The organism is Mesoflavibacter sp. CH_XMU1404-2, from assembly GCF_037029465.1.
Classification (GTDB): Bacteria; Bacteroidota; Bacteroidia; order Flavobacteriales; family Flavobacteriaceae; genus Mesoflavibacter.
In genome coordinates this window covers 246,378-261,069 of record NZ_JAYMEM010000003.1, presented here as the reverse complement: position 1 = coordinate 261,069, position 14,692 = coordinate 246,378, and the positions used below count along the sequence as shown (strand labels likewise).

14 protein-coding genes are annotated in these 14,692 nt (G+C 32.1%); 8 read left to right on the top strand and 6 right to left on the bottom strand.

Features of this window, described 5'->3' with window-relative positions:
• The first annotated feature begins 294 nt into the window (after nucleotides 1–294).
• The 4 genes from WA327_RS02785 (at nucleotide 295) to WA327_RS02770 (ending at nucleotide 3,873) form a co-directional block, all read left to right on the top strand.
• Nucleotides 295–984, top strand: coding sequence for a hypothetical protein (locus WA327_RS02785; protein ID WP_336066204.1), 690 nt, complete (start codon nucleotides 295–297; stop codon nucleotides 982–984).
• 89 nt (nucleotides 985–1,073) lie between these two features.
• Nucleotides 1,074–2,150: a peptide chain release factor 1 gene (gene prfA / locus WA327_RS02780; RefSeq protein ID WP_336066203.1), complete on the top strand. Its 1,077-nt coding sequence runs from the start codon at nucleotides 1,074–1,076 to the stop codon at nucleotides 2,148–2,150.
• A 107-nt stretch (nucleotides 2,151–2,257) separates the two neighbouring features.
• On the top strand, nucleotides 2,258–3,073 hold the full coding sequence (gene pyrF, locus WA327_RS02775) for an orotidine-5'-phosphate decarboxylase (protein ID WP_336066201.1): 816 nt from the start codon (nucleotides 2,258–2,260) through the stop codon (nucleotides 3,071–3,073).
• On the top strand, nucleotides 3,073–3,873 hold the full coding sequence (locus WA327_RS02770) for a helical backbone metal receptor (RefSeq protein WP_336066198.1): 801 nt from the start codon (nucleotides 3,073–3,075) through the stop codon (nucleotides 3,871–3,873). The genes pyrF and WA327_RS02770 overlap by 1 nt, the downstream gene beginning before the upstream one ends.
• Here the strand turns inward: WA327_RS02770 and WA327_RS02765 are convergent.
• From WA327_RS02765 to purU, 3 genes are all read right to left on the bottom strand, one after another.
• Entirely contained in the window at nucleotides 3,841–4,038 is a 198-nt protein-coding gene (locus WA327_RS02765; protein ID WP_336066195.1) for a Lacal_2735 family protein, read from the bottom strand. The genes WA327_RS02770 and WA327_RS02765 overlap by 33 nt on opposite strands.
• A 251-nt stretch (nucleotides 4,039–4,289) precedes the next feature.
• Nucleotides 4,290–4,991 carry a DUF4197 domain-containing protein gene (locus WA327_RS02760; protein WP_336066193.1) on the bottom strand — a complete coding sequence of 234 codons (702 nt, stop codon included), beginning with the start codon at nucleotides 4,989–4,991 and terminating at the stop codon, nucleotides 4,290–4,292.
• Between the two features lie 182 nt (nucleotides 4,992–5,173).
• The gene (gene purU / locus WA327_RS02755) at nucleotides 5,174–6,022 is read right to left on the bottom strand and encodes a formyltetrahydrofolate deformylase (RefSeq protein WP_336066191.1); all 849 of its coding nucleotides are present in this window, start codon (nucleotides 6,020–6,022) and stop codon (nucleotides 5,174–5,176) included.
• Nucleotides 6,023–6,168: 146 nt separating this feature from the next.
• Here purU and WA327_RS02750 point away from each other — a divergent pair, with 146 nt between their 5' ends.
• The 3 genes from WA327_RS02750 to WA327_RS02740 all read left to right on the top strand — a co-directional run bounded on the left by WA327_RS02750 (nucleotide 6,169) and on the right by WA327_RS02740 (nucleotide 11,031).
• A complete protein-coding gene (locus tag WA327_RS02750; protein ID WP_336066188.1) occupies nucleotides 6,169–9,657 on the top strand; it encodes a methylmalonyl-CoA mutase family protein in 3,489 nt (1,162 codons plus the stop codon).
• 94 nt (nucleotides 9,658–9,751) lie between these two features.
• Nucleotides 9,752–10,354, top strand: coding sequence for a hypothetical protein (locus WA327_RS02745; RefSeq protein ID WP_336066186.1), 603 nt, complete (start codon nucleotides 9,752–9,754; stop codon nucleotides 10,352–10,354).
• 62 nt (nucleotides 10,355–10,416) lie between these two features.
• A complete protein-coding gene (locus WA327_RS02740; RefSeq protein WP_336066184.1) occupies nucleotides 10,417–11,031 on the top strand; it encodes a DEAD/DEAH box helicase in 615 nt (204 codons plus the stop codon).
• Nucleotides 11,032–11,034: 3 nt separating this feature from the next.
• Here the strand turns inward: WA327_RS02740 and WA327_RS02735 are convergent, their stop codons facing one another.
• Nucleotides 11,035–11,430 (bottom strand): hypothetical protein, encoded by a 396-nt coding sequence (locus tag WA327_RS02735; RefSeq protein ID WP_336066182.1) that lies wholly within the window; start codon nucleotides 11,428–11,430, stop codon nucleotides 11,035–11,037.
• Between the two features lie 118 nt (nucleotides 11,431–11,548).
• On the opposite strand from WA327_RS02735, the gene WA327_RS02730 reads away from it, so the two are divergent.
• A complete protein-coding gene (locus WA327_RS02730; protein WP_336066179.1) occupies nucleotides 11,549–11,989 on the top strand; it encodes an Lrp/AsnC family transcriptional regulator in 441 nt (146 codons plus the stop codon).
• Here WA327_RS02730 and WA327_RS02725 read toward each other — a convergent pair.
• Nucleotides 11,986–12,957 (bottom strand): YpdA family putative bacillithiol disulfide reductase, encoded by a 972-nt coding sequence (locus WA327_RS02725; RefSeq protein WP_336066175.1) that lies wholly within the window; start codon nucleotides 12,955–12,957, stop codon nucleotides 11,986–11,988. The two genes, WA327_RS02730 and WA327_RS02725, sit on opposite strands and share 4 nt — an antisense overlap.
• Before the next feature lie 258 nt (nucleotides 12,958–13,215).
• Nucleotides 13,216–14,436 (bottom strand): MFS transporter, encoded by a 1,221-nt coding sequence (locus tag WA327_RS02720; RefSeq protein ID WP_336066173.1) that lies wholly within the window; start codon nucleotides 14,434–14,436, stop codon nucleotides 13,216–13,218.
• Nucleotides 14,437–14,692 lie beyond the last annotated feature (256 nt).

Here is a 14,692-nt window from a genome sequence, read left to right as displayed (position 1 = left end):
CCTAATATTTTATAAAAGGTCAGTTTTTGTTTTCCTTTAGTTTCAATGATTATGTAGTAGGTAAAAAGAAGAAGTAAAAACTTAACAATTAAAACTAAAATAACATCAGGGGTTTTCAATAGAACAAAAAGTAAGTTTATAATTAAAGACCACGTAAGAAAAGGCTTGTAAAAGTGAAAAATACTTATTAATTGATTATTCATATTAAATTTTACGTAAAAGGCTGTTTTATTGAGGTTTCTATGGTTTAAATATAAATATTAATTGTTAATTTTAGACCAATATAATGCTTATATGAGCAAAAAATCGCTACTAACCCTAACCGCCTTTTTAGCTACTGTAAATATCCTTTCGGTAGTTTTTTTACCTGCAATAACAACCCGAATTATAAGAATAGTTACCTTGATTGTGTTTTTTTTACTGATGTTAAAAAGTCAAGTAAAAAGAGGTAATATTATAAAGTATTCTTTTTTCTTTTTGATTATAGCAGATTTAATGGCTTTTAATTATGAAGATTTACTGTTTAATAAATTAACTTCAGTAATTAAGATAATAGCGTATATGCTTTTATTTAAAATAGCTATTCCAAAATTTGACTTTAAAAAGTCTAATAAATTTATTTTAATCTTTTTTGCCATTTTAGCGATTTTAAATCTTCATGCATTAAACGAGGTGTTGCATTTTATAGGTAATATAGAAACTCATCATGTTTTAAAATACCTAATTTATGTACACGCAATAACCTTAGTGTTGCTGTGTTATCTGGTTGGGAATTTAAATTTTTCATATCCTTCAAAAACAAATATCTACCTTTCAATGTTTGTTTTTGGTATAGCATTTTCAGATTTAAGTGCTGTGTTAGCCTATTATTTTGATATGGTTTCTTTCTCTGTTCTTCATAGGTTTTTATATGTTTTCTCTATTTTTTATGCCATAAGATATATGGTTGCTAGAGAAGTTCCTTTATCGGAAGCTTACCTTTAATTTATAAGTATTAAATAATTTTCGTAAGCACTAATTAAATATTGCAAATTCATAAATTATCGTATTTTTGTTGCTCAACAAAAAGATAGATGTTAGAGAAGTTACAAATTGTAAAACAACGTTTTGATGAGGTTAGCGATTTAATAATCCAACCAGATATTATATCAGATCAAAAGCGTTATGTAGAGTTAAATAAAGAATATAAAGACCTTCGTGTATTAATGGATAAGCGCGAAGAGTATATAGAACTTACCAATAACTTAAAAGAAGCAGAAGAAATTATTTCTGACGGAAGCGATGCCGAAATGGTCGAAATGGCTAAAATGCAATACGACGATGCTAAAACAGGTATCCCTAAATTAGAAGAAGAAATACGTATGCTTCTAATACCAAAAGATCCACAAGATTCTAAAAATGCGGTAGTCGAATTACGTGCAGGAACTGGTGGAGACGAAGCAAGTATCTTTGCAGGAGATTTATTTAGAATGTACAGTAAATACTGCGAAAGTAAAGGATGGAAAGTAGATGTAGTAGATTATAGCGAAGGAACAAATGGTGGTTTTAAAGAAATTCAATTTGAAGTTTCTGGAGAAGACGTTTACGGAACTTTAAAATTTGAAGCAGGTGTACACCGTGTACAACGTGTACCACAAACCGAAACGCAAGGTCGTGTACACACCAGTGCGGCTACGTGTATGGTTTTTCCTGAAGCAGAAGAATTTGATGTAGAGATTGATCCTAAAGAAGTGCGTATAGATTATTTCTGTTCTTCAGGACCAGGAGGACAATCGGTAAACACAACTTATTCTGCGGTTAGGTTAACACATATTCCAACAGGTTTGGTGGCGCAATGTCAAGACCAAAAGTCGCAACATAAAAACAAAGAAAAAGCGTTTAAAGTATTACGTTCTAGATTATACGATTTAGAATTAGCAAAGAAGATGGAAGAAGAAGCTGCTTTAAGAGGAACAATGGTAACAAGCGGAGATAGAAGTGCTAAAATTAGAACTTACAACTATCCTCAAGGACGTGTTACAGACCATCGTATCGGGTTAACATTATATGATTTATCAAACATAGTTAATGGAGATATCCAAAAAATTATAGACGAGTTACAACTAGCAGAAAACACAGAAAAGTTAAAAGCTAGTGACGAAACTATTTAAAATCAAGCCTCTTTTTTGAGGCTTTTTTATTGTCATTCCTGCGAAAGCAGGAATCTATTTAAAAGAAATATAACAAAGATAAACTTCTTTTAGTCTGAATAATAAACATGACAACACAACAACTAATAGACCAAATCAAAAAAAAGAAATCCTTCCTTTGTGTTGGGCTAGATGTAGATTTAAATAAAATACCACAACATTTATTACAAACCGAAGATCCTATTTTCGAGTTTAATAAAGCAATTATAGATGCAACACATCATCTTTGTGTGGCTTACAAACCAAATATTGCTTTTTTTGAAGCTTATGGTTTAAAAGGTTGGAAAGCTTTAGAAAGAACAATTAATTATTTAAACGAAAATCATCCAGAAATTTTCACAATAGCAGATGCAAAACGTGGTGATATAGGTAATACAAGCACCATGTATGCAAAAGCCTTTTTTGAAGATTTGGCGTTTGATAGTGTGACTATTGCGCCATATATGGGTAAAGATTCAGTAGAGCCTTTTTTAGCATTTAAAGACAAGCATACCATACTTTTAGCGTTAACATCTAATCAAGGTGCGTTTGATTTTCAAACTAAATTAGTTGATGGTAAAGAACTTTACAAACAAGTGTTAGAGACTTCTAAAACTTATACGAATTCAGAAAACTTAATGTACGTAGTTGGTGCAACAAAAGCTGAATATCTATCAGAAATAAGGCAAATAATACCAGATAGTTTCTTATTAGTTCCAGGTGTTGGCGCACAAGGCGGTAATCTTCAAGACGTGTGTAAATATGGTATGACTAAAGATGTAGGGTTATTAATCAACTCGTCTAGAGGGATTATCTATGCTTCAAATGAAAAAGATTTTGCACAAGCAGCTGCACAAAAAGCAGAAGAGCTACAAAAAGAAATGCAAGCAATTTTAGAAGCGTAATGATTGACCATTTAGGTAATCGTATTGATTTAAGCGTTACACCAAAGCGTATTGTTAGTTTAGTGCCTTCTCAAACCGAATTACTTTATGATTTAGGTTTAGAAGAAAGTATTGTTGGTATTACAAAATTTTGCGTGCATCCATTTCATTTTAAAAGCACAAAACAGATAGTTGGCGGTACTAAAAACATTAAAATAGATAAAATAAAGCAGCTTAATCCTGATATTATTTTATGTAATAAAGAAGAAAATACGCCAGAAATTGTAGAAGCTTGTCAAGATATTTGTCAAGTTCATGTATCAGATATTGTAACTATTCAAGACTGCTTAGATTTGATAAATGATTATGGTGTCATGTTTAAAAAACGCACTAATGCACAACGTATTTCAGATAAAATTGAATTTCATCTAAATAATTTTAAAACATTTATTAAAGACCAAGAAGTTTTAAAAGTAGCTTATTTTATTTGGAGAGAACCTTGGATGGTGGCAGCAAATAATACGTTTATCAATCATTTACTTCAATTAAATAAATACAACAACATTTACGCAAACTTAGAGCGTTATCCAGAAGTCGAACTTAAAAAAATAAGATTAGAAGGTGATCCAGAAGTTGTCTTTTTGTCTAGCGAGCCATATCCTTTTAAAGACGAACACGCTTTTGAGATTGGTCGTAAAACACATCACGCAAAAACCGTTTTTGTAGACGGCGAGTATTTTTCGTGGTACGGCTCTAGACTTATAAAAGCGTTTGACTACTTCATTAAATTAAGAAAGCGATTGCGGAGTTTCTCTAACTAAAAACTTAAGCTTATTAAGTTTGTCTAAAAGTTTTAAGGCTCTATACTCAGATTGATCACTTTCTTCATGATTAGTTTGGCGCAAATTATAAGCTTCTTCAACAAGCTGTTTGTAACGCTTGTTAAGTTTTAACTGTTGTTGCTTTAATTTGTCTCGGCGACTCATGGTTTTTGTTAGTTGATTTTCAGTTATTTAAATTAGTTTATTTATTTGAAGAAAAAAAATAAATCTTTAATTTTTTGGCATAAAAAAAAGAGTCTATTCATTATTTCCCTAAAAACAGACTCTTTTAATAACTAACTAAACTAACTCAAGTAAAAGAAAATGAGATAACTTCTTCATCCTTGCAGTGCAAAGATGTAACAAATTGCTAGCTTAAATGTTATCTAAACATTATGCAATTATTATTTTAAAAGTTAATCTTGTAAAGCAAATACTTTTTTTAGTAAATCTGTAGCTCTGGCACTAACTTTATTACGTATTTCGCCTTCTTCAACAGCAATCATCGTGTAAACACCTTTTAAAGCTTCGTTAGTAACGTAATCTGTTAAATCTGGATTTACGTCGTTAGTAAAAGGTATTGCGTTGTATTTAGTAATTAAATTTGCCCAAATTTGGTCAGCACCAACCTTATCAAAACTATTTTTAATCACCGGATTAAACTTGCTGTATAGCGCAGTTTGTGTTCTGCTTTTTAGATAATCTGTAGCCGCAGTATCATTACCTAGTAAAATATTTTTAGCATCAGTAAACGTAATGCCTTTAACCGCATTAACAAAAATAGGAGTAGCTTCGCTAACCGCATCTTCAGCAGCTCTATTAAGTGCTTTAATACCTTCGTCTGCAAGACTGCTTAAACCAATATCACGTAGCGCTTTGTCTACTTTTTGTAACTCTTCTGGAAGTAAAATTTTAACCAATTCGTTTTTATAAAATCCATCGGTTTGAGTTAGTTTAGAGACTTGTTTGTCAATTCCTAAATCTAAAGCTTGTCGTAAACCGTTAGCAATATCTAATTCAGATACTGTTCCACCTTGCGGTAATTGGTTGACAACACCTTGTAATTCTGCACATGAGGTAAAAGAAATTAATAGTATAAAAGCAAAAATTCGTTTCATTGTAAATTATTTAGAGGTTAAAGGTACTAATTATTAGGGCAAATATTTTGTTAAACTTGCTTCGTTCACTACACAAGTTTAACAAAATACCACGCTTTCGGCAGTCGCTTTTTTGTGTTGCATAGGTGCAACAACACAAAAAGAGCTTCAACAAAGCCTCAAACGTTTTTGCAAATTCAAGATTATGAAAAAATAACAGTCTTATTGTTAAACACCATCACCTTTCGCTTTAAGTGTAATTTTATGGCATTTGCTAAAACTATCTTTTCCAAATCTCTTCCTTTTGCAATTAAATCTTCAATAGCATGTGTATGTGATACGCGTTCTACATCTTGTTCTATAATTGGACCAGCATCTAATTCTTCAGTTACATAATGACTAGTCGCACCAATAATTTTTACGCCACGTTTATAAGCACTATGATAAGGTTTTGCGCCAACAAAAGCTGGCAAAAACGAGTGATGTATGTTAATTATTTTGTTTGGATATTTATCAATGAGTTTACTAGAGACTATTTGCATATATCTAGCTAAAACAATCACATCAACATTATGTTTTTCTAATAATTCTAGCTGTTTTGCTTCGGCTTCTTCTTTTGTGTCCTTTGTTACCGGAATATGATAAAACGGTATATTAAAGCTATCTGCAATAGGTTTTAATGTGTTGTGATTGCTAATTATAAAAGGAATATTTACATGTAATTCACCACTGTTATAACGACCTAAAATATCATAAAGACAATGATCGTATTTAGATACAAAAACAGCCATGTTGGGCAAATCTTCAGTATCGTAAATGCGCCATTTCATCTTAAATTTATCAGCTAAAACAGATTTAAAATTAACTTTAAATGTAGTCATATCAAATTGGTTAAATTCACTTTCAAGACGCATAAAAAATATGTTTTGTTCTCTATCTACATGTTGGTCTATGTAAACAATGTTTCCTTTGTTATTTGCTATAAAATTGGTGACAGCAGCAATAATCCCAGATTGGTCGTCACAATTTATTAAAAGCGTTATTTTAGTCATAAATCAATAGCATAGTTGGTTATCTAAATTACTATAAAAGAGACGAAAAAAAATCTTTATTTATTCTTTTAGAATATTTTAATTTTAATCGCAATTTTTTTGAATTATCCGTAAATTGCAGCTCTTAAAAAGATAGATTTTTACGAATGGAACAAATCGCACCATACAAACCAAAACATAAAGTACGTATCGTAACCGCAGCATCACTTTTTGATGGGCACGATGCATCCATAAATATCATGCGCCGAATTATACAAGCTACAGGCGTAGAGGTTATTCATTTAGGTCATGACCGTAGTGTAGAAGAAGTTGTAAACACGGCTATACAAGAAGATGTAAATGCTATTGCATTAACGTCGTATCAAGGTGGACATAACGAGTATTTTAAATACATGTACGACCTTTTAAATGAAAAAGGCGCAGGTCATATCAAAATTTTTGGCGGTGGCGGCGGAGTAATTCTTCCTGCTGAAATTAAAGAATTGATGGATTACGGCATCACACGTATCTACTCGCCAGATGATGGTCGCGAGCTTGGTTTACAAGGCATGATTAATGATCTTGTAAAACAATCTGACTTTGCAATAGGTGATAAGCTTGAGGTGAAAGTTGAAGATTTAGCTAAGAAAAACCCAAAAGATTTAGCGCGTGTTATTTCTTCTGCCGAGAATTTCCCTGAAGTTGCTAAAGACACTTTAGATCAAATTCATAATAAAAATAAAACATCAAAAACACCAGTTTTAGGAATTACCGGTACTGGTGGCGCAGGTAAATCGAGTTTGGTAGACGAGCTTGTTAGACGTTTTTTAATCGATTTTCCAGAAAAAACAATTGGTTTAATTTCAGTAGATCCATCAAAACGAAAAACTGGTGGCGCATTGTTAGGTGATCGTATTCGTATGAATGCCATTAACTCACCACGTGTGTATATGCGTAGTTTGGCAACACGTCAATCTAACTTAGCTTTATCAAAATATGTAAATGAAGCGGTTGAGGTTTTAAAAGTTGCCGAATACGATTTAATCATTTTAGAAACCTCTGGTATCGGGCAATCTGATACCGAAATTATAGAACATTCTGATGTTTCACTTTACGTGATGACGCCAGAATTTGGTGCTGCAACTCAGCTTGAAAAGATTGATATGCTTGATTTTGCAGACCTAGTAGCCATTAACAAGTTTGACAAAAGAGGCGCGAAAGATGCCCTTAGAGATGTACGTAAACAATACATGCGTAACAATAACCTTTGGGATATTCCGCAAGATAAACTGCCTGTTTTTGGTACTATCGCATCGCAGTTTAACGATCCAGGAATGAATACGCTGTACAAAACAGTAATGGATAAATTAGTTGAAAAAACGGAAACCGATTTAAATTCAACTTTTGAAATTACTGATGAAATGAGCGAAAAAGTATTCGTCATTCCACCAAATCGTACACGTTACTTATCAGAAATTGCCGAAAATAATCGTGCTTATGATAGTACTGCGGAAGTTCAAGTTGAAGTCGCTCAAAAATTATATGGGATTTATAAGACTATATGTTCTGTAGCTGTCATTTCGAACGAAAGTGAGAAATCTCTTTTAGATAAAAACGGGTTAAATGCTGACGAGATTCTTCGCATTGCTCAGAATGACAATAATCGTGTCATTCCGACAGAAGGAGGTACGACTGACGAGGAATCTTCTAATTCACTTTTACATCTACTACTTAAAGAATTTGACCGTGTAAAACTAAACTTAGATCCATACAATTGGGAAGTTATCACAGGTTGGGAGTATAAAGTAAACACATACAAAGCACCAATTTATAGCTTTAAAGTTCGTGATAAAGAAATAAAAATAGAAACGCATACTGAGTCTCTTTCTCATTTACAAATTCCAAAAGTAGCGTTGCCAAAGTATCAAGCTTGGGGCGATATTTTAAAATGGACGTTGCAAGAAAATGTGCCAGGAGAATTCCCATATACTTCAGGTTTATATCCTTTTAAAAGAAAGGGTGAAGATCCTGCACGTATGTTTGCTGGCGAAGGCGGACCAGAACGTACCAACAAGCGTTTTCATTATGTAAGTGATGGTATGCCAGCAAAGCGTTTATCTACAGCTTTTGATAGTGTAACTTTATACGGAAGTGATCCTGATTTACGTCCTGATATCTACGGAAAAATAGGTAATGCAGGTGTAAGTATTTGCTGTTTAGATGATGCTAAAAAACTGTATTCAGGATTTAATTTAGCAGATGTAAAAACATCGGTAAGTATGACTATTAATGGTCCTGCGCCAATGTTGTTAGGCTTTTTTATGAATGCAGCTATAGACCAACAATGTGAGATTTACATTAAAGAAAATGGTCTTGAAAAAGAAGTTGAAGCTAAAATAGAAAGCATCTACAAAGAAAAAGGTGTAGAGCGACCAAAATACAACGGTGAATTACCAAAAGGAAACGACGGTTTAGGGTTAATGTTATTGGGTGTTACAGGTGATCAAGTACTACCAGAAGCTGTTTATAACGATATTAAAACCAAAACCATTGCGCAAGTAAGAGGTACAGTACAAGCCGATATTTTAAAAGAAGATCAAGCTCAAAATACATGTATTTTTTCAACAGAGTTTGCTTTACGTTTAATGGGTGATGTGCAAGAGTATTTTATTGACAATAACGTGCGTAACTTCTATTCGGTATCTATTTCTGGATACCATATTGCAGAAGCTGGCGCCAACCCAATTACACAGTTAGCGTTGACGTTGTCTAATGGTTTCACTTACGTGGAATATTATTTAAGTCGCGGTATGGATATTAATAAGTTTGGGCCAAACTTATCGTTCTTTTTCTCAAACGGAATCGATCCAGAATACGCCGTAATTGGTCGTGTAGCAAGACGTATTTGGGCAAAAGCTCTAAAAAATAAATATGGAGCCAATGCTAGAGCGCAGATGTTAAAATATCACATCCAAACATCTGGTCGTAGTTTACACGCGCAAGAAATTGATTTTAACGACATTCGTACGACGTTACAAGCGCTTTATGCGATTTACGATAACTGTAACTCGTTACATACCAATGCGTATGACGAAGCGATTACAACACCAACAGAAGAATCTGTACGTCGTGCTATGGCAATTCAGTTAATTATCAACAAAGAATTAGGATTAGCAAAGAATGAAAATCCGTTACAAGGTTCTTTCATTATAGAAGAATTAACCGATTTAGTAGAAGAAGCCGTTTTAGCAGAATTTGATCGTATTACAGAACGTGGTGGCGTTTTAGGCGCAATGGAAACCATGTACCAACGTAGCAAAATACAGGAAGAAAGCTTGTATTACGAAACGTTGAAGCACAACGGAGATTTCCCTATAATTGGTGTAAATACCTTCTTAAGTAGTAAAGGATCACCAACTGTTATACCTGCGGAAGTGATTAGAGCAACAGAAGAAGAGAAGCAAAATCAGATTAAAACATTAGAAAATCTACACAAAGGAAATGATACTGAAAGTTTGTTAAAAGAGCTTCAGCAAAAAGCAATTAACAACGAAAATATTTTTGAAGCCTTAATGGATGTTTGTAAAGTATGTAGTTTAGGTCAAATTACTTCAGCGTTATTTGAAGTAGGTGGACAGTATAGACGAAACATGTAAGCAGAGAGTCGCTTTTTGATGTTTCAAAAAGCGTGCGAATCGCTTATGCTGAGCGAAGTCGAAGTATCTATTTGGTAAATTTATTTTTTGAAATATGAGAAAGTTACAAGTGTTTTATTTAATAATTTTTGTTTTATTAACAGGTTGTAATTCTAAATCTGAAAAAACTGAATTAATTAAATCTAAACCAGTAAAAACTCTATCAAAACTACAAAGGGATAGTACTAAATTTATTCAATATGTTACTAAGTTTCATGATTCTCTTAATGAACCTAAATTAACTGATTTAGGTTATGAGTGTTATAGATTTGATTTTCTTGATTCATTTGGGAAAAATAGACTTTTTAGAATTGAAAAATCTAATGAAGAAGATTTTTCATTAGTTGTAAAATCTTACAATATAAAAGAAATAAAAAATTCTGTATCAGAAAAAGTTATTCCTATTTCAAATGAACAATACAATGAATTCAAAAAACATATAAATGGTTCGTATTTTTGGAATTTGGAAATGATAGATTATCCAACTGGTCAGTATTTAGATGGTTATGCTTTTTTACTTGAAGGTTATCAACCTAAATCTTCATATAATGAAGAAAAGCATCATTTTGTAGTTAGAGAAGTTCCGTATAATGGCAGTTTCAAAAAGGCATGTTTGAAACTAGTAGAGTTATCAAACATAGAAAGCTTAAGATTTTAAGTTTTTGAAAAACGCTTTTTTTATCAACGTAATAATGAGTAATTTCGCTGTAAACTAAATAAATGTCTTTCAAAAAATACCATCCTTTATTAAAAGAATCTTTGGAAATATTAGGCATTGAAACGCCCAATGCTTTTCAGAAAAAACTATTACCCATCATAAAAAGTGGTGCAAGTGTGTATGGTATTGGTCCAAAAGGCTGTGGGAAAACGACAGCTTTAATTATTTCTGTGATTCAAAAATTAAAAGCAGAAGCTTTTGAAGACTCGCCAAGAGCATTAGTTTTGGTTAAGGACAAACAAGAAGCGTTACAATTAAAAGAAAAATTTGAAGCCTTTACAGCTAATACAGATTTAAGGCTATACTGTGCGTATGCTGCCAAAAAATTAGAAACTCAGCGTGAGGATATTTATTACGGTGTAGATATTTTGATAGCAACACCAAAACAGTTAAGTAAATTATATCACTTAAACAGTGTGCATACTGGCGAATTAAAATTGTTTATCGTTCATGATGCAGATTTTATAGCAAGAGATAACAATCATAATTACATTTTAAGATTGACCGAAAGTACGCCAAAAGCGCAATTTGTAATCTTCTCTGAAAATTTTAATTCAAAAATAGCCGCTTACCAAGATAGCTTTATGTTTAATGCTAGACTAGTAAAAGTAAAGTGATGCTTAAAGTGTTAACATCCAAGTGTTTTGCAATTGTCTAAACTTTTTTAACTCTCGTCTTAAAAGCGGTAAATAATCTTTACCGTTGCTATTGCAAGTTTCAAGACGCTTACAATTTCTATAAAGTCTGTTGGTTAAACGTCTTACAGAAGCAGCGTGTTTATGCTTTTTATCAGAATGACGTTGTAATTCGGCATTAATAATTTCTGGAGCTAAAGATTCAGATTGTTGCACAATATCACCAGAAAAGTAGATGTTATGATCTTCTTTTCCATCTTCATATAAATACGCTAAATCTTGATTTAAGTAAGAAGAAATACTTCTAGACAGCGTAAAAATCTGGACTGCCTGTTTGTAAATAGGTAAATCTGATAGATGAGATGGGATTTGAGCCGACATGTTTTAATTTTTCTTTTTATCAAAATTAGTAACAAGATAACGTTTTCGTCTTTAGTTTTTAAAGTAAAATATTATATTTGCTTTAAAAATTAAAATATTTTAAAATAATTCTTTAAAAATGAATATTGATACTCTTAACTGGAAGATTTTAAGGTGTTTACAGCAAAATGCAAGGCAATCTAATGCCGAAATTGGTAGGCAAGTTGGTATTACGTCTCCAGCAGTTTCAGAGCGCATAAAAAAGATGGAAGATTTAGGAATTATTCAAAATCATATCACATTAATTTCGCCTTTTGAAGTTGGTTATCAGTTAAAAGCGTTGATCACTTTGCAAGCTTTTATGGGGAAATTAAAACCATTTTTAGAAAAGGTAAAATCTTACGATGAAGTTGTTAATTGCTACCGAATTACGGGTAATGAAAACATCGTTATGGAAGTGATCCTAAAAAACCAAAAGCATTTAGAGAGTTTTATTGACCAATTAATTGTTTATGGCGAATGTAAAACGCAGATTATCTTATCTCATGTGGTAAAAAACAATGCGATAAAAAAACTTTAGCTTTTAGACGCAATATCTTCTGCAATTAGCTTTGCATGAATGCGAGAATTCTCGATAAACCATTTGTGTGTTTCCATACCGCCACAAATAACACCAGCAAGATAAAGTCCTTCAACGTTAGACTCCATAGTGTCTGGATTGTAATTTGGGATGTGTTTTTTGTCTTCAGAAAACTCAATGCCAGCTTGATCTAAAAACTTAAAATTGGGCTGGTAACCTGTTAAAGCAATAACATAATCATTTGGTAGTTTCTTGTTGCCTTCTGGTGTTTTAATTTCTATAAAATCTGTGTCAATAGACGTGATTTCAGAATTAAAATATGCTTTAATGCTACCTTCTTCAATTCGGTTTAAAATATCTGGTCTTACCCAATATTTAACGCGTTCGCCAATAGTTTCACCTCTAACAATCATAGTTACGTTTCCGCCTTTACGATAAATTTCTAAAGCAGCATCTACAGAAGAATTACTTGCGCCAACAACCGCTACATTTTGTAAGGTAAACGGATGTGCTTCTTTGTAATAATGAAACACTTTTGGTAAATCTTCGCCAGGAATATTCAACAAATTTGGGATGTCATAAAAACCAGTAGCGATAATTACTTGTTTAGCGCTGTAGCTGTTTTTGTTAGTGGCAACTTCAAAACGCGCATTGTTTTTACTTATGTTTTTTACTTCTTCATATAAATTAATATTTAAATGATTAGAAGTTGTTACACGTCGGTAATATTCTAATGCTTCATTGCGTGTAGGTTTTGGATTATTACTTATAAACGGGATGTTATCTATTTCTAATTTTTGTGAAGTAGAAAAGAACGTCATATTTAAAGGATAATTAAATAAAGAGTTGGTTAACGCACCTTTTTCTATCACTAAATAATTCCAATTACGTTTTTGGCATTCTAAAGCGCAGGCAATACCAATTGGACCTGCGCCTATAATGATGATATCTAAATTTGTTGTTTCCATAGACCTTGCAAAGTTAATGCTTTAGATAAACTTTGTTTTATTAGTTGTACTACATTAACAAAACATTCTTATGCATAATGATAAAATTCGTCAATTCGAGTGGGTTTTACGATTGAAAATGAGTAAAATCTGTATCGAGAATAAGAATTTTTTAATTTAAATAAGTTCTCGATACAATTTCTCGTTCCTCAAAATCACTCGAACTGACGCTTAATTATGATTTTGAAATCATAAATGCACAATGGGTTAACATAAGTTTTAAATGCGAATGCGTTTTGTCTTTTTTGCTTTTAAAAACTGTTTTAAAACAAAAAGTAAAAACATACACAATGCACCAACTACTGTAAATATGTACCATGTGTTATCAAAACCGTATGCGCTAACACTTTCTAAACCTGCTTTATGACCAAATATATGAGCAAAAGAAAAAGCAATAGAGTATAATGCCATATATTCTCCTTGATTTCCTTTTTTAGCTTGTTGTAAAGCAAATGCATTGGCAAACGGAAACGCAATCATCTCTCCAACTGTCATTAAAAACATACCAATAATTAGTATGCCAGACCACGTTGTAAAGTTTAAAATTAAAAGGCTTAAACTTGTTAATAACGCACCAAACCAAATAAGAGTTACTTTATTAAATCTTGTGTTTTCTAGCCATTTTATAAGAGGCATTTCTAATAAAAAGATAAAAAAACCATTAGCACCTAATAGTAAACCTATTTCTGGCTCTGATAAAAAGTGACTGTCTCTGTAATATATTGGCATGGTAGAGAAATATTGCAAGAACATGACTCCAAATAAAAATAAGGCAAATAGGAAGATAATAAAAGCTTTGTCTTTGTATGCTGAGTAAGGCTCTTCTACTTTAACTTCGTCTAAAACCTTAGATTTTTTAGGATTTAATAGTTGAATTAACAGTAAAGTAGCCAAAATACAAGTTATACCATCTACCCAAAATAATCCATTATAACCTAAACCAGCAATAATTAATCCGCCAACTGCAGGACCAGCTGAAAAACCTAAATTAATAGCTAATCTAATTAATGTCACACTTCGTGTTTTGTTTTCGGGTTTACTATATGCGCTTAATGCCACAAACATGGCAGGTCTAAACATATCTGCAACTAGCATTAAAACAAAAATACCAATAGATAAACTAAGTACTGTTTTTAAATATTGCAGGTAAATAAATAACAAACCAGATACAAAAAGGCTAAATACCATAATTCTATAGTAGCCAATCTTATCGGTTAACTTTCCGCCTAACCAAGATCCTACAACAGATCCTAATCCAAAAGCAGCCATTATAGATCCAACTGTAGATGGAGAAAACCCTAAATCTTCAGTAAGATACAATGATAAAAAAGGAATAACCATCGTACCAGCACGATTGATTAATGTGATTAATGCTAGCCACCAAACTTCTCTTGATAGCCCATCAAAGGTGTTTAAATAAAGTGTAAGTAATCTTTTCATTTTTTTGGTTGGTTTTAAAAAAGATCGACTTCATTGCGGCTTAAAAATAAAAAAGTCCAACAATGAAGTAGGACTTTTTATATTCTTAAAATTGATATCTAAATGATCAAAACATATAAAGCGTCCTTCTTCTATCGCAATCCTTAATAGAAGTGGTTTGTTGCTGACAATATGTGTTGACTCTTTTCATTATTTTCTTAAAAGTTTGAATCAAAGCTAAGTAAAATTTTTAATAAGTTGTATTTTTGAAACTAAA